Raw genomic sequence first — 20,309 nt, forward strand, 5'->3', positions numbered from 1 at the left:
CCCGGTGAGTTTTAAGTAAGTAATTGTTGTCTCCATAGTGCCCTTAATAATCTTCTCTGTAACCACATTTATCTTTTCTATCATTTTCTCTCTGTGTCCTCTGTGTCTCTGTGGCTAATCTTTTTTTCACATAGTTCAACTTTTTCCATTGCTTGTTTTTGCCAGTCTTCGTGAGGGGTATAAAAGCTACGGATGGCGTAAATTCCATGAACTATTTCACCGTAAGTATCCTTTGCTTCTTTAAACTGACCATCTTTTTCATACATCTGACCTATTTCAAATATTCGCTCTTTTGCCTTTTTCACCCATTTTGAACCCGGGGTATAAAATCTAATGGTCGAGCCATACCAGACAACGGCCATCGCATAATTTTTTCCCTTGTATTCTTTTTCTCCTTCATAAAATGCCTCTTTTGCCCGATGTAATGTCTCTAACCAGACCATTGTAAAGGCAATTACTATTACTCCTAAAACAGTTAAGATAATCTTTAATGGTTTATTCTTCATTTTTTAAACCTCCTCTGAAATGATAGAATTCTGCCCCGCTGGCTTTATCCGTCATTCGCTGTAACGATTGGGGTAGATATTAATTTATTTTTTCGCCCAAAGCTTCAATATCGGCTAAATCCTTATGACGGTATAATGCCTTTTTGTTTATACTCGATATTCAAGTTTTTTTAAGATTAAGTGGTTTATCCTTTTTTAACCGCAAAGAACGCAAAGAAATTAACCGCAAAGAACGCAAAGATTATAGGTTGTTCACCACCCTTTTAATTCCTTCCTTGAGTCTTAATACATTGAAATTTATAAGCAATTAACAATATTTGAAAGTTCGTTTTCGTTTATAGACCTGTTTTCCTTTCTTTGCGTCCTTTGCGAAACCTTCCTTTGCGCTCTTTGCGGTTAAATCTTTATACCTTTAAAAAACTTGAACATCGAGTATTAGATATCTTGCAATGACCTGAACGCTTACAATTTTGTTTTCCCATGTCGACCTATTTCACAGGTCGAAATCTTTTAATGCCGCAAGTATTTTTTTGCCATTTTCTACGGATGGTTTTACAAAAATGTCCATATCTCCAGTATATCTGGGAGCACCATGAAATGCCAGGGCATAACCACCCACAATTAAAAAATCAACCTGATGTTTGTTGAATAACTCTAACAACTCTTTGAAGTCTTGCTGTATTTCCATTATATTGCTTCCTTAAATAATCCACTGTCCTAATTCTCTCTTTTACAGATTTCCTTAACCAATATTCTAAATCCGAATTATCCTTTTTTGTATTTAACTCTTTTATTTTTACTACCTTGCGAATCATTTTATCTCCCAATTTCTAATTCCCTAATCTTATCTAATCTACGGATATGTCTTTCTTCGTTGGAAAATTCTGTTTCCAGGAATATCTTTAAAATTTCCTTTGCTTGTTGAGAGTTCACTATTTTCGCCCCCAGAACTAAAATATTAGCATCATTATGTTCTCGGCATAATCTTGCGGTCATTGTATCACCGCAAAGAGCGGCACGGATACCTGGGATTTTATTAGCGGTAATTGACATTCCTATGCCGGTGCCACAAATAAGTACCCCGCGTTCAAATTCACCATTACTTACCTTTTTAGCCACCTTAATCCCAATATCCGGGTAATCAACGGATGTTTCATCATAGGTCCCAACATCTTCATACTCATAATTTAAAGATTTTATTAATTCCTTTTTTAAGTCAATTCCAGCATGGTCACAACCAAAGACAATTTTCATTCCATTAGTTTTTTTATCAATCGCGTTAGACACTTTTTAATCTCCAAAAAACAGGTTTCATATCCTTCTCTTGAACCACCAATTGGGTCAGCAATCTCTTTTTTCCCTAATCCAACATACTCAGACAAAAGAAATGTTTTTCCTTTTGCTGATGGTAAAATACTCTCTACCCTTTCTTTATGATAACTCTCCATCGTCAGGATTAGATTTGCTTTTTTAATCATCTGTTCATTTAATAGTGTAGAAAAGGCAGCAGTGGGGAGAATCCCTTCATTTTCTAATATTTTTAGACTCATGGGAGTAACATTTCCGTTATTAATAGCAGATGTTCCAGCAGACTTAACTTCAACTAAAAAATTTGTCTCTTTTGCCATTTTGGCGAACAATTTTTCTGCCATAAAACTTCGGCAGGTATTACCTGTGCAAACAAATAAGATATTCTTCGAATTAAGAACTCTGAATAATTCTTTAGAACCAATTGCTCCTTCACGCAAAATAACAGGTGATTTACCTGTTAAATCTAAAACAGTCGAGGCAATACCCAATTTTGTTTTACCACCATCTATGATTAAATCTATTTTATCTTTTAAACCTGCCATTACTTCCTCACAGGTAGTTGGTTCTTTATGGCCAGAAATATTTGCTGAAGGACAGGCAATCGGGGTTTTTGAAGACTCAATTAATGCTAAAGCAATCTTATTATCTGGCATTCGGATGCCAACAGTCCGCTTTTCACCCATTATCATTTCAGGAACTAAATCACTGGCAGATAAGATTATCGTTAAAGGACCAGGCCAGAATTTATCTATTAATTTCCAGGTATCATCAGGTATATCTTTTGCTAATCTTGATAGCTCATTAAAATCTGAAATAAGTAAAGATATGGGTTTGGATATGGGTCTTTTTTTTACCTCAAAGATTAATCTTATTCCCTCTTTATTCAACCCATCTACCCCTAATCCATAGACCGTTTCCGTAGGAAAGGCAACAAGTTTTCCTTTTTTAATAAAATTAGCCGCCCTTGTTATCTTCTCCTTTTCTGGATAGATGGGGTCTATTTTTAAAATTTCTGCTCCTTTTTGCACTTTAAATACTATACCATATTACTTTAAGAATGTCAATTGTTTTTTTGGTAATTCGTAACCGTTCACTGCTCTTCACCGCAGAGACACAGAGACGCAGAGAAAAAATTAAGTAACTATTCAGCCACTGATTGACACGGAGTAGCACGGATAAATAGTCAGAAGACAGAACTCAGAGGACAGGTGAGAAATGGGGAAACGGAGAAAGGGAGAAACGGAGAAGGAGAGGAGAGACGAAGCACTATACTTGAATTTTCAGCCCTCAGCCTAATTACGGACACAGAAAACGGACACGGATTACGAATTTTCAGTGTTTCATCTGTGTCCATCAGTGGCTGAATAGTTACATTTCTTGTAACCGTTCAGGTGGGAATTTACCGCAGAGACGCAGAGGAACAGAGAAATAAATCAGATAACAGAAAAGATTATTGAGGTAATCATTGTCATACATAGGACATCAAAACCAAATTATTAATCAATCATGAGATGTCGGGCCTCAAAAGCTTGCTCTGATGAAAATCAGGAATGGAATGAAGCGTATGGTAAATAGTTTTTAATTTTTTCTCTGCGTCTCTGTGTCTCTGCGGTGAACGGTTACCATTTCTTGTTCTAAATCATATCAATATACCCACAGGGGCATTCTTCCGCACATTTCTTGCACCCCTGACAGAGGGCTAAATTGAATTCGTAATGTTTACCTTTGGGTAATTTCTTGACTGCAGAATCCGAACACAGAATATAGCAGTTGTCACAATCAAAACATTGACCACAACTCATACATCTCTTAGTTTCTGCAATAGCCACAGGTTCATCAACGGTAAAAGCGACTTCGTTAAAATTATTTACCCGTTCTTGCGGACTAAGATTTGAGGTTTGAACTCGGGCTAATTTTTCATAGTAATTAAAATTCATCTTCGTATGTCGGATGATAGTTGGGGCAGGAATTTTTGCAGGTTCTCTTTCTCGTAAATAGTCGTCAATTGCCTCAGCTGCCTTTCTTCCCAAACCAATCGCCTCAGTGACCAGACCGAGTTGATTTGTTACATCACCACCAGCAAACACCTTATCAATGTTTGTTTTTCCTCTTTCATCGATGGTAATCCAGCCTTTTTCATTTTTGATTTGCTCTAAACCTGTAAAAACAGGTATTTGACTGATAGCGGCAATGATAGCAGTTGCCTTTATTTCAAATTCAGACCCGGCAATAGGTATTGGTCTTCTGCGACCACTGGCATCTGGCTCACCCAGTTCCATACGAATACACTTTAATCCAACGGTTTTGTTACCTTGTTTTATGACTTCAACTGGAGCGACTAAAAGTTCAAGATGAATTCCTTCTTCTTCGGCTTGATTAACCTCATGCTCAATAGCCGGCATCTCTACTTTTGTTCTTCGATAGAGGATAGTTACATCCGCATTTTGTCTTCTGGCGACCCTGGCCGCATCAATGGCACTATTTCCACCACCAATGACCAGCACCTTTGAACCTAAATCAATTTGTTTGCCAGAATTAATCTGATTCAGATACCAGGCCGCGGTAAAAACACCTTCAGCATCTTCGCCCGGAATGTTTAGACCCGCTCCTTGATGTGCACCAATAGCTACATACACCGCATTATAGCCTTTTTGTAACTGTTCAAATGAAATATCTTCTCCAATCCTTGTCTTGCATTTGAGTTCAATCCCTAATTCTAAAATCGCATTAATCTCAGCATCAAGAATATCTTCTGGCAATCGGTAGCGAGGGATACCATATCTGAGCATTCCGCCTGGCTTGTCAAATCCTTCAAACACAGTAACTTTATAGCCTTTTCTGGCTAATTGATAGGCACAGGAAAGACCTGACGGTCCTGCACCAATTACGGCAACCTTCTCTGGATATGTATCCGGATAAAGTTTTTTATGTTTCAGGTTATTTTTAATCCCGTACTCACCAATGAATCTTTCAACCGCATTAATACTTACTGCCTCGTCCTTTTCTTTTCGATTACATTCTTTTTCACAGGGATGTGGACAAACTCTACCACAAACTGCCGGGAATGGATTTTTATCGACTAAAGTTTCCCATGCCATTTTAAACGCATCTTCATAGTTCCTTCCATAGTTTTGTGATTGAGCAATAATTGTTAAATAACCCCTAATATCTGTTCCACCTGGGCAGGTATAACTACACGGTGGTGTTTTTGGGGTATATTTAGGTCTTAGTGCAGAGGTTTCTCTGCCTCCACGCAAACCAATTTTTTCTAAAGCCCGTTTTCTTGTTTTTAGAACTATAGCCATAGTTTCCTCCTTTGTAACTATTCACCACGAAGAGCACGAAGGACACGAAGATTGGACAGAACAAATCTCTTGTAACTATTTACCCAAATGAAGTGCAAGGTAATCAGTAATCAGGTAATCGGTAATCGGTAACAAGCAATTGATCTTTTCCCTTTACCGATAACCTGATGACCGATAACTGATTACCTGAATTTCACTTCAGATGGCTAAAATGTTACAATCTCTTTATGCCTTCTTTCAATCTTTCCATGTAAATTCAAACAAACCTGGCTCAAGAGTTCGATGCACCGCTATAGTGCCTCCAATGACTCTAATTTATCAAATTTCACTTTGTGTCCTTCGTGGTGAATAGTTACCAAACATTTTACTCATTCGCGGCCGCTTCTTTATGAGGTATCTCGACAAATGTGCCCCCAAAGTAGGTATAGACACAGCGTCCGGAATCTATTAACATATTGATAGCCTTCCTCGCATCGTCTTTGGAAACTCTATCCTCACCATATTGCATAGTCATCTCTTTAGGCAAGTCATTTGGTTTAAATTTTTTCTTACCGGCGTATTCCTCTATCATTTTGAACATTGCATCCGCTATTTCTTCAATAGACATTTTATCTGCCATTTTTTATCCTCCTATTGTTATAGATATGCCGCCCAGTCACACGGTCATTGATTAGCCACAGAGCCACAGAGGGCACAGAGAGAGAGTATAAGTTGTTTTTATGTCGTGTAGTCTAACATAGACTTACTCCTCAGTAGTACTCTGATAAGAAACATTTTGGTTCTTTAGTTCATATTCCTCTGTGTTCTCTGTGTCTCTGTGGCTAAATATCTTTACTTCATCTGCGTTGTCTTTCGATATGTTTGACCGGCATGTTTAAAGTCATCGATATGATACTTGGTGAATTTAATACCGGTCAAATCAAAGAATTTTGGCCAGCCAATTCGATTTATCCATTCACCAACCCGTTCGTATTTTCTGGCATTTTTGGCATAGACCTCAATGATATTTTTTACCGCAGAGACGGCTTCAGGCCATCTTGGTGGATTATTTGGTAGAAAAGGTATGGCTAATTTAGTGAACATAGGTGTAGTTCTTGCATTGGAAACCTTTCCGCCTACCCAGATAGAGACGCCATCATTTAATGGGTCAGCAATTGGCATCGCTGGACAAACAGTGTAGCAATTGCCGCAATACATACAATTATCTTCATCTATCTCTACCGATTTTTTACCATCAATGATAGTTGGTCTAATCGCCGCCAAAGGGCAGGAGGCAACAATTGATGGAATCTCACACAAATTGCCTAATTTTTCATGATTAATCTTGGGTGGTCTTCGGTGAACACCAAGAATGGCGATGTCTGAGCAATGCACAGCACCACACATATTTAGACAGCATGCTACCGCAATCCTTAATTTATGTGGTAATGCTATTTTGCCGGTAAAATAATCGGTCAATTCATCCATCACGGATTTAACAATACCTGAGGCATCCGTAGCCGCAGAATGGCAATGAACCCAGCCTTGTGTATGAACGACATTGGAAATAGTATTTTTTGTTCCGCCTACAGGCAGATTCTGAATCTCCAAATCCTTGATTAAAGGTTCGATATTGCCTTCCTTTGCCAGTAAAAATTCAACATTGTTTCTACTGGTAAATCTCAAATACCCATCGCAGTATTTATCCGCCAGGTCACATATCAGTCGGATAAAATCACTGCTCATCAATCTGGGTGAGCCAACCCGCACTGTATAAATTTTAGCCCCTGTTTCCGCAACATGGACTAAAACACCTGGTTTTAATACCTCATGGTATTTCCACTTACCATAGTTTTCCTTGATAATTGGGTGTAAAAACTTTTCATAATGTGGTGGACCTATATCTGTTTGTCTTTCTGCCATTTTTTAATTTACCTCCTTGTTTTTGCCACAGAGACACGGAGAACACAGAGACTTTTTGTAACATTTTAGCCATCTGAAGTGAAATTCAGGTAATCAGTTATCGGTCATCAGGTTATCGGTAAAGGAAAAAGATCAATTGGTTGTTACCGATTACCGATTACCTGATTACCGATTACCTTGCACTTCATTTGGGTAAATAGTTCCGACTTCTTATTATTTCTTTGTGAACTCTGTGCCTCTGTGGCTAATATTTTACTCTTCCTCGTAATACTCCTCATAGAATATGTATGGATTCTCTCTGGGTTGGGAGACCATTTGTGGGACCGGCTCAAGCCCTATTTTTTCAAGGAAATTACCCAGTCCTATTCGTTGGATACATTCACCAATTCGTTCTCTTGCTTTGCCATATTCATCCCAGAAATCCCAGATTCTTCGGATAAGACTCTTAAGTTCCTCATAAGGTGGTTCCATTTTCATAAAGGGTACCAGCACTGATGATAATTGTGCTCCTTCAACAATTGGTGCTTTTGCACCCAGAAGGATACAAGCACCCTTCTCTTTTCCTATGCGAAGGGCTTTTGGCAGGACATTAATACAATGCATACACTTACTGCAGGATTCATTATCAATCTTTAGTTCTTTTCCATCCCATTGGATACATCTTTTGGGGCATTTATCGCAGACATCAGATTGAATATTTGAGTATTCTTTAACGGCATCCTGGTCAATCTGGATGTTATCCTGCCATATTCCGATAACTGAAAAATCAGATCTGGCAATAGATGCGACGCAATCATTGGGACAGCCAGCCATCTTGAATTTCCATTTGTAAGGGAAAAATGGGCGATGGAGTTCATCCTGATAGGTCATAGTTAAATCGTAAGTCAGTGCCAGTGTATCGTAGCAAGCAAATTCACATCTTGCCGGTCCAAGACAACAACTTGGCGTTCTCACATCAGACCCTGAACCACCTAAATCCCAATTATTTGAAGATAAATCAGTAAAAAATGGTTCAAGGGCATCGGTATCCGCACCTAAAAATATTATATCCCCGGTTGAGCCATGCATATTAAGGACTCCCGAACCATATTTATCCCATGTATCCACTAATTGTCGCAAAGCCGCAGTTGTGTAAAACCAAGCTGAAGGTTGATTGACACGCACAGTATGGAAATGTGCCGCATTAGGAAATTCCTCCGGGACATCTGAAAATCTACCAATCACACCACCACCATACCCTTTAACTCCAACAATACCACCGTGTTTCCAATGAGTTTTCTTATCTTTATAAGATAACTCAAGTTGACCTAAAAGGTCTTTTGCTTTAGGGCTTCTCTGGCTAAGTTTCTTCAGGTCTTTAACAAAACTTGGCCATTTACCCTTCTCTAACTCGTCCAATAACGGTGTTTTTGAATCAGACATTGATTTTTTCCTCCTTATTTATAATTTTGGATTTTGGGTTAAAACTCATCAAATCCCATAACATCCATGAATATTTTCGACCTGTGAAATAGGTTTTAATAAGAGGCAAGAAACTTTCCATAGATAAGATATTCAAGCTCTACTACTACTAAAAACAGGTCGCTCCTACGGAGCTGCAAATATATTGCTTTTGCGAAATTACTACAAACAGATTGTTCCTACGGAGCTTTATTCAAGTTAGTTCCATAGGAGCGATCTGTTTATTCTGTTTCTCACCTTCTCACCCTCTATTGGGGGATATTTGTATAAACCTATTTCACAGGTCGAATTTTTTTTGGGGGTAAAAAAATAATTTAGTATTGTGTCCCCGGACTTACTTACTTCGGCGGCGGGCTTGCCTGCCGTCCGATGCAACGTCTGGTTAGACAGAGAAGCTATCAGTTTTTTCTAAAGCGTTCTTGATCTCCTTTACAACTTTTGGATTCTGTTCTTTTGATAAAGTTTCTTCAAGTATCTTTTTTGCCTTCTTGTTGCCTATTCTTCCTAATGCCCACGCAGAATATGCTCTGATTTGTGGCTTAGGGTGTTGTAGTGTCTCTTCAAGTGCACCAACTGCAGCAGGATCAGCAATGTTACCAATCGCAACGATGGCATTTCCTCGCATGGTATCTATCCCTGCCCATCTGGCGAAGCGAGAGAGCGTCTTTCTAAAGTATTCTCTATCAGAAGTGACCAGAGGAATGAGCTCTGGACTGTCACTAACCTCTTCTAATGGTACAGGATATTTATCACGAGGTTTAAGATGTTTATTCTTGGGACAAACTTTCAAACACTCGCCACAGCCAAAAAGACGATTTTCTTGTTTCTCCCGAAGCTCTGGAGAAATAAAAGTTCCCCAGAGCCAATTAGTGATACACCTTTTTCTCTCTACCTTAAAAGGTTCATAGATTGCCCGTGTAGGACAAGCCTTAAGGCAAATATCACATTCCTCACAATCAAAGTCTTTTACAGGATGATCTTCATAATCTAATGGAGCATTGGTTATCAGAGTTTCAAACATTACCCAAGAACCTAAATTTTCGGTGAGTACCACTGCATTCTTGCCATACTTACCCAGTCCTGCCCGTACAGCCGCAAGCTTTGCAGGTATCTTCATAGAGGAAACTGCCTTGAACCCTTCCTTGCGTAAGAATTGCTTGATGACCTTCTCGGTGTAAGCACGCATAGGCATATATACCTTAACTCCATAGGAACTGAACCTGCCTCGCGGATTGCCTGGTTCAGATGGCAAAATGTTAAGCTTGTCATAGATACAAAACCCTCCCACAATGACTGCTTGGGCATCTTTCAATATCTCTTTCGGGTCAACAACTTTCTCCTTTTCTCCCTGGATATTGAAAGGCTTTGCCGAGGTTATACCAATAAGGTCTATTTCTGCTGCTATTGTTTCCCTTTTCAGTCCATCACTAATCTTTATCTTCACAGACTTTTCCTGATTTCTTCAAGAGTAGTTTTAGCCTCCGGTGCCATCTCGAAAAACTTGTTGAGTTTCTCGCAAGCGTATTCGTTACAATAGGCACAATTTTTGAGACTTTTCTCTTGTCCACATTTTCTTACTTCACAAACTTTGCAGTGACAAAACAGTCTTTCGCTTTCTGACAAACATCCATCACAATTAATATGTTCTGGTGGGATGTCCATATTGTACTGTTTAGACCACATCTCAGCAACTCTCTTTCTTTCGTTGTCGTCATCCTTTTGGGTTGCTAAAAATGCAGGGCATTCAGTGCAGACTATTCCACAAAACCCAATCATTTTCTCCATAGCCTTTCACCTCCAATATTTGTAGTGTTTCTATTCTGTCTAACGATAAAGTTCAGGTGCGGCGGGGAGGATTGCCACTAAACTTTATAAGCAAGATAAAACTTTGAGAGACCACAAAACTTTGACCACGGCACAGTCCCCCGCCGTCAACTGCAACGCAGGGTTAGACAAAAGCTCTGATTCAGTATCTTTTCTTTTTCCTCTGCCTCACCGAATTATTGTGCATTCCACATTCAAGTGAGTGTTGCCAAGAAAAACTACATTTTGTTTGACGAGGAACAAATTTTAGTGTATGTATAACTCTATTAAAATAAAGCGATTAAGAAATTAGGTATAAACTTACATGGAGTATTCACTAATTCATATCATAAGATTTTGATCATAAATGAAAAGTTGGAATATCTTTACATCTATATTCAATCTATTGTTTTTCAATGGGTTATGCAATATTCATCAAATTATATAGATGAAAAGATTTGTCAACACTCACTCAAGGTCTGATATAATGAAAAGGGTTGCAGAGCTCGTCATTTTGAGGTATAATATTAAGGACCTCATAATGGGTCACTCCTGACATAGTCAGGACAAGAGCCTCCATAGTGGGGCTAAATCTCAAAAAGGAGGTGCAACCCATGAATTACATCGGCGTTGACTTGCACAAAAATTATTCATTCATCACTCGTATGGATGAAAAAGGAGAAAACATCAAACAGATGAGAGTAGAAAATGACCCTCTATCACTCGGACATTTCCTCGATACCGTCTCTCCTGATGACAAACTGGCTTTAGAAGCTACCTGGAATTGGTATTACTTCTACGAGATGGTTGAGGATAGAAACCTATCTCTTTCCCTCGCTCATCCAAAGAATACCAAAGCTATTGCTTCTGCTAAAATTATCACTGATAAGATTAGCTCCACTACTTTAGCTCATTTACTCCGCGCTAATCTTCTGCCAACAGCTTATATCCCAACTCGTCAAGTTAGAGATACCAGAGAGATCCTCCGCTACCGAGCATCCTTAGTCGCTATCCGAAGTATGATCAAAAATAAAGTCCATGCTCTCCTCTCTAAAAATGGAGTTCATCCTCATTTCTCAGATATATTTGGTCAAAAAGGATTAAACTACCTCAAGAATATAAAATTACGGCCTTGCTATCGTCAACCTCTTAATGGTTACCTCAAAATAGTAGAAGTGCTTACTCAAACAATCTCTGAAGTAACAAAAACTATTGAGGAGTTGGTAAATAAAAATCCTCAAGCCACACTACTGATTACTATGCCTGGTATCAGCTATTACTCTGCCCTCCTTATCCTTATGGAAATTGGAGAGATTGACAGATTCCCCTCTGATAAACAATTATGCTCTTATGGTGGTTTAGTCCCTTCTGTTCATTCATCTGGGGGAAAAACCAGAATGGGCTCCATCACTAAAGAAGGGTCTAAATGGCTTAGATGGATCCTTATCGAATTATCCGGACACGCAGCCAAAGGCTCAATTAAGTTTAATCGTCTCTACCAACGAGTATCTCGTAAGTATGGTAAACCTACTGCCAGAGTAGCTGTAGCCAGAGAGATGCTTAGAGTTATTTACCATATGCTCAAAAATAATGAGCCGTTTCGGGTTGTCCCTGTACCGAAACAAAAATCTTCCAGCCATCTCCACGGGGTCATGAGCCGATAAGAGCTCCTTAGGTCTGATTGAGAGGCTGGATACTCAATTATATACTGTGTCAAAGAACACGGATAGGTGACTGGTTTAAGTAGATAAACCCTAATTTAATTAAGGACTTTTAAATAGGTTTTCTCTTTAATCAAAGAGGTTAAGCATCTATTATTCTAACCTCTTTGCTCCTGCTTCAGAGAAAACCCCCGCTCGAGGAGTCCTTACAACCTCGTCGGGCTAAAAAGAGGAAGCAAAGAGGTATACTAAGTTTACTACTAAAATTCTGGATCTGTCAACTAAATTTTTTATACAAGGAGATATTTTTTACTTGACAAACCCTTTTCATAGGTGACCCTTAATAATACTTTCTTAATAATACTAATTGTCAACATTTTTCTGTAATTATATTCAATTGAAAGACTTATAAAGAGTGTCCCTTTTTGCTTCAGCGTGTTTTTTACGCTAATCTATTCCGCATTAACTGGAGCGATTTGTTATGGCTTTTTGCTTTCACAAGTTAGATTTGGTTCGGTAATTAATATCCCTTTAGAATAATCAATTGTTACGCGATAATCACGGAAAAAATCCAGACCAATTAAAGCATCTATACCCCATGATTTTTCAAAATGAGAAACATAAACTTTAAAATTTTTAATCTCATGCCCACAAATTTTGATTTGAGGAAGAACAACCATAGAATATTTCTGTGTCTGTAAGCCGCTTTTTATAGCCACATCATTTTTAACTTTATCAAGGAATCCTGCGTATTGAAGTGCCGTGTCAGAAAATTCCGTCATAGGAGCACCTGTGTCCAAAATAGCATCAAATTCAAGATACTTATGAGTGCCGATTACGATAAAAATGGGTAGATAGATATAGTGATCTGTTATATTAAACGTGGTAATGTTTGGCATGAGCCCTCCATCCCCCGGGAAATGTACTTTCTCCTGTATACTTAAAAGCCGATGATTGATTCAATGATGGTAAGGCAAATACTTCATCTTTTTCTGTAGAGTGTCGGGCTACTATACCTGAAATAAGATGTCCATTCTCATCCAACTCATATTCTATTATAAGTAGCCATTCATTAGGAAATTGATTTTTCATTTCGTTCCAACTTATTTTTTTCTCCATATCCGTCTCCTTTGTTTAATGGTACGACTCTGATTCTCCTTTAATTAAACTCATGTTAAAAAATAAATATCTCACATTATAATTTATTAGTTTTTATTCCTGCGTCTTTATATCCTGTGTTTATTTTACCTTTGATGTTTGTTAAGTTAATAATACATTCTCCTTTTTTGGAATCGTCATTTACATCTCCAATAATATCCCTTACCAATCCTGGACAAATATTTTCATAATGTGAGTAATCCTTTTTTAATTCTTCTAAAACATCTTCTGGTGCTGCTCCATAACGATAGGGTCTATCCGCCAGTGTTGCTTCAAGGTAATCTGCTAGTTGAAGCAATCCAATCAGCAATCCAATGTTTTTACACGACTCATTCTGGTTACAGAAGATTGAGGTTATTATAGCCTCTGGAGGGTAACCTTTTCTCTTCCGGTCATCCTTCGCATTTGCATGATGACGGTATAAAATATCAAGCCAACCACTATCCCGAGAAAAAGGTTCTAATATATCATAAGCACTCTGGGGGTGCCTTTTAATTAGTTTCTTTTCTTCAGAATCTTCTTCATATCTTTTTGGACTTAAAAGAATTTGTGCTGGAATTAACATTTTTCCAATATCATGTAATCTACTTGCTAAAAGAAGTTGTTCTGTCTCGTGTTCGGGTAACTTCATTTTTTGTGACCATTCTTCACATAAGTTTTCGACAATTATAGAATGTATTTTGGTAAAACGATCTTTTCCCTCAAATATTTGCGTGATAACGTCAGTTAGTGCATAGAATTTCTCATTAAGAAGGAGAGCATCAGCAAATCCTTTTCCTAATCCTCCCAAAATCGTCTTTAAGGACTCCTGTATTTGGGATGGGAAAGGGATCTCATCAGTGGTATATATACTAACATATCCAATCTTCTCCCCCTTGGCAATTAAAGGGACAAAACATAATGAATAAACTTTACATATATCAAACAAAATTTCTTTATTTCGTACATCTTTTTCATATTGAGGTTTCTCGAAAAACATAACCTCATTACCTCTGTTAAGATATTTCCCTAATCCTGGAGAGCCAAAACTCTCAGGAGATTCATAGTCCAATGATTTACCCTTCTCCTCAAACATTCTTTCAAATCCTACAGATGATAGTGGCTGAAACTGTTTCTTATCCCAGTATCTAAATAGATAATATAAATTTGGGGATTTTCCATTATTATTTATTTTCCATATCTCTTCTGTTACCAATTTAAATGTTTTGACTAACTGATCACCCATCTCCTTACGATTCTTTTCCGCCGTGTTTCTGTAAAGAGGTAAATCGAAAGTATTCGTAAGGTTACTGACCGCTTCAAGTATTGTCTTAATATCTGATGAATATTTTATGTTCTTCAATTATAACCTCCTTTATTTTTTAACTTTTTACATAGTTTCTTCATCTTATTGATCCGCTCATTAATATCTACTCCTACTTCCTGGTGTGTATGATCTATTGCAAAACATCTATTAGATCCATACTTTTTCTTATGGTCTTCTCTTTCTTTTAACATTGCCTTTGTTTTATCTGATCTAAAAATTTCAAAGATATTATCTACCAAAATATTACCTAAATACTGTTCTGGATGATTCATTAAGAGTACACACACCACAACTCTTCCTGTTTCATCAATAGTGATATAATCATTTACACAACGACATTCTGGAATTTCAACTTTTTCTATACCCTCCCTGGTTTTAATTATACCATCTAAATAACAAGGCCATGTTAATTCAAGATTCATATTATATCCTCCAATCTTATCTACCCACGCTTTCTGAACTTTTACTACTTCTTCAGGTGAATACATCATATTCTTTAAAGCAATACCTCTTCCCGTAGTAAGTAATTCTCTCATCTTCAATTTATCTATACCTTGTTTATAACCTGAACTAATCTTATGAGCAAAATATATATAATCTATAGCATCTTTAACAGGTTCTTTTTGGTAAATTATTTCATTTCCATTCTGATAAAATTTTTTAAGTAGAGTATAACGAAGCACGACTTTTAAGCTTGGGCTAATACTATTTTTAGATTCAAGGATATACTTTATCCCTTGTACTGTAGCGTCAAATGTACCTTTTCCCCTAATATATTCGTGTACTCTTCTATCTGAAGAATCAAGCCCAATTTGAAATATTAATTTTTTTCTATACCTTGAGACAAGTTCTGCAAATTCGATGGCTAAATTTTCACTAATTAAAGTACCATTTGTGTTTATTCTAACATCTATATCGTTAGAGAGACCATATTCTACTATCTCGAATAAATCTTTTCTCAGAAAAGGTTCACCACCAGTAATAGATATTTGTTCTAATGTTCCTTTTGGCTGGTTATTCACTAATTGCTTGATTAGATCTTTATATACACCTAATTCTAATCCTTTATGCTTATCAGAATTAAATTTAGGATCAGAGAATGTTTGAGTTGTGTAACAATATTTACATCTATCTAAATTACAGTCACTATTTATTTTAATTGTAAGTCTTTTAATAGTTCTTTCAGAAATCATTTTTATATTTTCTAACGCTCTCTCCCTTCAAAGTTATTTCCCTGCCCAATGGACAAATTTAGTTTCAATAAAGACAAACAATTTGTTTATAAGATATCCAAGGATCCCTATTACAATTAAAGTAGCGTAGAGTTCTGAAGTCCGGTAAAGTAAGCTTGCATTGAATATTCTTAATCCTAAACCCACAGAGGTTCCCATAAACATCTCAGTCATTATAACAACAATAAGAGCAATTGATAAGCCAATTCTAAGTCCTGCGAATATCTCTGGAAGTGCATCTGGGAAGATAATCTTAGTAAACATTTGATATTTAGAAATTCTCATTGTCTTAGCCACCATTATTCGTATCTTCTTGCTATGCTTAACTCCGTACATTGTATTTATGAGCACAATCAGGGATGTGGACCAAGCAGCAGTACAAATTTTTGTTAAATCTCCTGTACCAAAACATAAGAGGAAGAGAGGAAATAAGGCTGCTACTGGAATTGATCTAAAGAAATCAATTACTGCTTCCAGTGATAAGTAAACCTTTTCCGAGTAACCAATAAAAATACCTATAGGAATACCGATAGCAATTCCCAAAGAAAACCCAAAGATTAATCGATATAAAGTCTTAAAGATATCATTAAGGATTTCTCCTCTAATAGATAAGTTCCATAATTCATTAAAAGTGGTTATAGGAGAAGAGAGAAAAATAGGTTTAACTAACTGAGAAAATGTAAGGAAAGACCATATGATTATTAAAACAATTGGACCTACCAAAATTAATTTTTTCATTGACTTATTACTCCCTTAAACACTCTTAATGCTCTTGTTTTTAGAATAAAGAATTCTTGTAATTCAAGTGTACTGTGATTTCTTGGTCTTGGTAAGGTATTTTCTAAAATTTCTATTATCTTTGTAGGTTTATTACTAAATAATACTATTCTATCTGCTAAATAAATTGCTTCATCTATTTCATGAGATACAAAAAGAACTGTCTTTTTAGTCTTCTCCCATATATCTAAGATTTTATTTTGCATATAGATTCTTGTCTGATAATCTAATGAACCAAATGGTTCATCCATTAAAAGAACATCAGGGTCATAAATCAGTGCTCTTATTATTGCCAGTAATTGTTGTTGTCCACCACTTATTTGATAAGGATAAAGTGCATCAGGTAATTTTAACCCTAATTTATCAAGAAAGTTTCTCACCCTTTCATATCTTTGTTTTCTTGGTATCCTCTGAAGTTCTAATGGAAAACTAATGTTGTCAATGCTTTTCTTCCATGGTAATAAAGAATCCCTATAATTTTGAAAGATAAAACTTATCTTTGATTCTTCAGGATGTTTACCATTAATCTCAACAGTTCCTTCATCAAAATTTAATAAACCAGCTATAATATTTAACAATGTTGTTTTTCCACAACCGTTTGGTCCAAAAAAGGTTACAAACTCTCCCTTTTTAATCTTCAAATTAATACTATCTAAAACTTCTACTTTTTGTTGTTTTCCATCCACACTTTCCAAATATACCTTGCGTAGATTTTCAATTACAATATGTTCCATTTAAAATTACCTTTAAGTTTGCTATAATTTTTTTTGAACTTAACCCTGATTTTCATTAAAATAATAAGACCTTCAAGAACCCTTTTGTCTAAGAACTCGTGAAGGTCTTTTAAAGATTTACCCCCTTTCATTTCAAATCTTTTGGAGTCAAAACCATTTTACTTACATCAAGTTGACTTTTAAGAATTTTGCTTTGCCAGAACAAATCAGCCAAATTTTGAATCGCCTCTATGTTAATCTCATTCAATTTCTGCCATTCATACAATCTACTTTTTAGAGATATATCCTCTTTCAGTGGAGTAAATGTTGGGAGTAACTTCTTTGCTTCCGTAGGATTTTTTCTAATAAAATCAATGGCTTTATCAATTGCTTTGCAAATTTTTCTTGCTATTCGAGGATTTTCTTTAATAAATTTTGTTGAAAGATCAGCTGCAGCAGTTGGAAAAGGATTCATAACATATTTAACTCGAAGGTTTTCATCTATCGCTTTTATCTCTCCCGTTTGTAAAGCAATAAGAGTAGTAGGTTCTATAGTGAAAAGTGCGTCAAACTGATTTGCTAATAGTGCCTGTATTTGTAGTGGTTCAGCAACCTGAATTATTTGGACATCCTTTTCGGGATCCATAAACTTTTGTAACACTAATTTTAGATTGAGCAATTGTGTGGCCCCAAGGTAAGTCCCTATCTTTTTCCCTCTTAAATCAGAAATTGACAAAATGGGAGAATCTTTTCTTACTAACAGCATTGAGGAAAACTTGTCTTGTGTCTCTACACTCACAGCGTACATTTTTAATAAATTTGGAGTATTCTCTTCAATTGCAAAGTGTGTTGAAAGACCATACCCTGCAGTTCCATCTATTCTCCCAGAAATCGTTGCATTAGCCATTTCGTTTACTGTTCCAAATTTGATTGCTTCTACTTCTATACCTTGACTTTTAAAATATCCTTTTCCCATCGCTACAAAAAGAGGAAGATCAACACTAAATGGGAAATATCCAATCTTGACCTTCACTAGTGGTTTCTTTGCACCTCCAGATATACCAACTCCAAGTAGCCCAATCAGACCTAAAATAAGAACTATACTAATTATCTTTTTATTACTCATTGCAAGATACCTCCTTCTTTAGATTTTGTTTAATAAGGTTTACTCTTAAGTCCATAAAAAATTATCAATCTTACAAACCTTTCCCTTCAAAGTTTATTATAACATATCAATGAAAAATTTGCAACGAGGCAGGCAGAAAAAGAGTGCTTGCTCTGGACTCTTTAATAAAACCCTTTCTAATACTCTTTGATTCATCTTGACCCCTTTTTGTTAATTGTTTTTTCCCTTATTATATCATACTTTAACCAGGTAGGGGTCATTTGGCACCGTAGTATTTTAGCAGAAATTTTATCCTCTGTCAACAAAAAAATTCGGCTCTGTTGAAAAAGTCTAACGAGAGCGTTGCGTAGGGCTTAAGGCTATATCTATGGTCCCAGGCATTGCTTTACCTCATTTCTTGCCATCTTTTTGTTTCTGTTGACATTTTGGAGTCCCAAAAGACAACCCAGAGGGTCATTAACCAGTCGATAAAAGGGCATATCTTTAACCTGTGGCATAATTACTTCCAGTGGAGCCTTTCCGCTACCTGGTTGTTGCAAAAATAGATACATTACCAGAAAACACAAAAGCCCTCTTTTGGCACTCCCTACAGAAGAAAACCCACATCTTTTCTTATAAAATTGGTTGAAATTTCTAAAAAACCGCTCTATGACATTGTTTGTCTTTGGAAACTTCTTACTCCCTATAGCAGGCAGAAGATTGGGCAATATCTTCTCCGTGTTCTCTATCCAACCTTGAATACCTAATTCCTTTTCATTCTCCTTCAGTTTTCCAAATCTCCTCTTTGCTGTCCGTTTATCATCAGTTTGCAATACCTTCTTTAGTTCCTTCTTCCGCTCTTTGATTACTTCCTTTTCCTCTTCACCACCATTATCAAATTGTTTTTTTACCCACCGACTCGTGGCTTCCTGATAATGAAAGTGGCATAACAAATGCTTTATACATTTCCCTAACGCTTCTCTGATATATTCGTATCCCGCCATCCCATCCCTAATAAATACCCTGGCTATTTGTCCCAACATCTTCAGTTGAGCCCCTATCCACTCACAGGCCCATTTCCCTCTCGAGTCCAAAAGTGATGTCAGTATTGGTAACCCTGCCTTCGCCTCTAATACTACAAACCAATAATGCCATTTCCCTTGTATCTTTAGCCACTTCTCATCTATATACACCATAGTTGCCTTTACCTGCTTCTTTATCCACTCAGAGACTAATGGCCAAATCTCCAAACCTAATCCAACTATCCACCGTAATACCGTAGTCTTATCTACATAACACCATTTCCCCAACACAGACAACGATACCCCATGATGATACAGTGCCCACAAAAAACTCACCATCTGAAGTGGCTTCTTGATAGAAGATAGTGGAACCCCTGGAGTTAATAAACTCTGTATGGCAGTCGGGTCTAAAATTGTTCTCTCTTCCACCTCAGGAACCGTTATACCTGCTTGTTTCCCCCTCTCTGAACTAAAACTCCCCATCATCTCCAAAAGCAGATATTCCTCTCGGTAATGTGCCTTCCCTTTGGATAGCCGTTGTCGGATTACACCTCGTAACTCACTATACGGTATTTGACTTAAGGCTGTTTCAATATTCCATTCTCTTATATCCTCCCGCCCAAGACGCCTTTTCACTAACTCACATATTTCATTCACTTCAGCTAAAGGTTCCTTCCTTAACTCTAATAATACTGCCGATACTACCTCTTTATCTACTTTCCGCTGACGGGTCAAAAATGCAAGCATATCCTCTCCAGTAGCACGAAAATGTTCTATATGTCTACTTGATGCCTGTCGATTCTTACTATCCACTATGACTGAAAGTTCCTGATGAGTATATAAAAGATTATTGGCTTTATCTTGAAGTAATCGCAGGAATATTAACATAGCCTTCCGATTTGAGAAAGTATCTGGAAGCCAAACAGTGGAAAACTCTGAGCCCACTATCCGAAATCGGTCGCCACTTGTCTCAATCTCTACTGTTCTGTGACTGCGACCGTTATCTGTGCTCTTGCCTGAAACCTCATGACAACAGAATTGATTATT

The 20,309-nt window shown here is 37.0% G+C and carries 19 protein-coding genes; 1 reads left to right on the plus strand and 18 read right to left on the minus strand.

Going from position 1 to position 20,309, the window contains the following annotated elements; genetic code table 11:
• Positions 1-80: 80 nt before the first annotated feature.
• The 10 genes from AB1414_03665 to AB1414_03710 form a co-directional block, all read right to left on the minus strand.
• Positions 81-506 carry a hypothetical protein gene (locus tag AB1414_03665; GenBank protein ID MEW6606540.1) on the minus strand — a complete coding sequence of 142 codons (426 nt, stop codon included), beginning with the start codon at positions 504-506 and terminating at the stop codon, positions 81-83.
• 493 nt (positions 507-999) lie between these two features.
• The gene (locus AB1414_03670; GenBank protein MEW6606541.1) at positions 1,000-1,194 is read right to left on the minus strand and encodes a hypothetical protein; all 195 of its coding nucleotides are present in this window, start codon (positions 1,192-1,194) and stop codon (positions 1,000-1,002) included.
• Between the two features lie 128 nt (positions 1,195-1,322).
• Positions 1,323-1,760, minus strand: a complete 438-nt coding sequence (rpiB, locus tag AB1414_03675; GenBank protein ID MEW6606542.1) for a ribose 5-phosphate isomerase B — start codon at positions 1,758-1,760, stop codon at positions 1,323-1,325.
• The gene (locus AB1414_03680; GenBank protein MEW6606543.1) at positions 1,757-2,845 is read right to left on the minus strand and encodes an L-threonylcarbamoyladenylate synthase; all 1,089 of its coding nucleotides are present in this window, start codon (positions 2,843-2,845) and stop codon (positions 1,757-1,759) included. Before AB1414_03680 ends, rpiB begins: the two co-directional genes overlap by 4 nt.
• Positions 2,846-3,451: 606 nt before the next feature.
• Positions 3,452-5,122, minus strand: coding sequence for an NAD(P)-binding protein (locus tag AB1414_03685; GenBank protein MEW6606544.1), 1,671 nt, complete (start codon positions 5,120-5,122; stop codon positions 3,452-3,454).
• 364 nt (positions 5,123-5,486) lie between these two features.
• The gene (locus tag AB1414_03690; GenBank protein ID MEW6606545.1) at positions 5,487-5,741 is read right to left on the minus strand and encodes a hypothetical protein; all 255 of its coding nucleotides are present in this window, start codon (positions 5,739-5,741) and stop codon (positions 5,487-5,489) included.
• A gap of 212 nt (positions 5,742-5,953) precedes the next feature.
• Positions 5,954-7,024 carry a dissimilatory-type sulfite reductase subunit beta gene (gene dsrB / locus AB1414_03695; GenBank protein MEW6606546.1) on the minus strand — a complete coding sequence of 357 codons (1,071 nt, stop codon included), beginning with the start codon at positions 7,022-7,024 and terminating at the stop codon, positions 5,954-5,956.
• A 252-nt stretch (positions 7,025-7,276) separates the two neighbouring features.
• Positions 7,277-8,446, minus strand: coding sequence for a dissimilatory-type sulfite reductase subunit alpha (dsrA, locus tag AB1414_03700; GenBank protein ID MEW6606547.1), 1,170 nt, complete (start codon positions 8,444-8,446; stop codon positions 7,277-7,279).
• 421 nt (positions 8,447-8,867) lie between these two features.
• Positions 8,868-9,929 carry a 4Fe-4S double cluster binding domain-containing protein gene (locus AB1414_03705; protein MEW6606548.1) on the minus strand — a complete coding sequence of 354 codons (1,062 nt, stop codon included), beginning with the start codon at positions 9,927-9,929 and terminating at the stop codon, positions 8,868-8,870.
• Positions 9,926-10,270, minus strand: a complete 345-nt coding sequence (locus AB1414_03710) for a DUF3795 domain-containing protein (protein ID MEW6606549.1) — start codon at positions 10,268-10,270, stop codon at positions 9,926-9,928. Before AB1414_03710 ends, AB1414_03705 begins: the two co-directional genes overlap by 4 nt.
• A 632-nt stretch (positions 10,271-10,902) precedes the next feature.
• Here AB1414_03710 and AB1414_03715 point away from each other — a divergent pair.
• Positions 10,903-11,952, plus strand: coding sequence for an IS110 family transposase (locus tag AB1414_03715; GenBank protein ID MEW6606550.1), 1,050 nt, complete (start codon positions 10,903-10,905; stop codon positions 11,950-11,952).
• Positions 11,953-12,428: 476 nt separating this feature from the next.
• On the opposite strand, the gene AB1414_03720 is transcribed toward AB1414_03715, so the two are convergent.
• From AB1414_03720 to AB1414_03755, 8 genes are all read right to left on the minus strand, one after another.
• Positions 12,429-12,848 (minus strand): retropepsin-like aspartic protease, encoded by a 420-nt coding sequence (locus tag AB1414_03720; GenBank protein ID MEW6606551.1) that lies wholly within the window; start codon positions 12,846-12,848, stop codon positions 12,429-12,431.
• Positions 12,826-13,068 carry a hypothetical protein gene (locus AB1414_03725; protein MEW6606552.1) on the minus strand — a complete coding sequence of 81 codons (243 nt, stop codon included), beginning with the start codon at positions 13,066-13,068 and terminating at the stop codon, positions 12,826-12,828. The genes AB1414_03720 and AB1414_03725 overlap by 23 nt, the downstream gene beginning before the upstream one ends.
• A gap of 76 nt (positions 13,069-13,144) precedes the next feature.
• On the minus strand, positions 13,145-14,449 hold the full coding sequence (locus AB1414_03730) for an HD domain-containing phosphohydrolase (GenBank protein MEW6606553.1): 1,305 nt from the start codon (positions 14,447-14,449) through the stop codon (positions 13,145-13,147).
• Positions 14,446-15,606 carry a radical SAM protein gene (locus AB1414_03735; protein ID MEW6606554.1) on the minus strand — a complete coding sequence of 387 codons (1,161 nt, stop codon included), beginning with the start codon at positions 15,604-15,606 and terminating at the stop codon, positions 14,446-14,448. Before AB1414_03735 ends, AB1414_03730 begins: the two co-directional genes overlap by 4 nt.
• Before the next feature lie 33 nt (positions 15,607-15,639).
• A complete protein-coding gene (locus AB1414_03740; protein MEW6606555.1) occupies positions 15,640-16,383 on the minus strand; it encodes an ABC transporter permease in 744 nt (247 codons plus the stop codon).
• Positions 16,380-17,156, minus strand: coding sequence for an ABC transporter ATP-binding protein (locus AB1414_03745; protein ID MEW6606556.1), 777 nt, complete (start codon positions 17,154-17,156; stop codon positions 16,380-16,382). The genes AB1414_03740 and AB1414_03745 overlap by 4 nt, the downstream gene beginning before the upstream one ends.
• Before the next feature lie 127 nt (positions 17,157-17,283).
• Complete coding sequence (locus AB1414_03750; protein ID MEW6606557.1) at positions 17,284-18,261, minus strand: ABC transporter substrate-binding protein; 978 nt, start codon at positions 18,259-18,261, stop codon at positions 17,284-17,286.
• A 365-nt stretch (positions 18,262-18,626) separates the two neighbouring features.
• Positions 18,627-20,309, minus strand: a 1,683-nt coding sequence (locus AB1414_03755; protein ID MEW6606558.1) for a hypothetical protein, incomplete at its 5' end; no start/stop codon positions are given.

This window comes from bacterium, assembly GCA_040755795.1.
In the GTDB taxonomy this organism is placed as follows: Bacteria; UBA9089; CG2-30-40-21; order CG2-30-40-21; family SBAY01; genus JBFLXS01.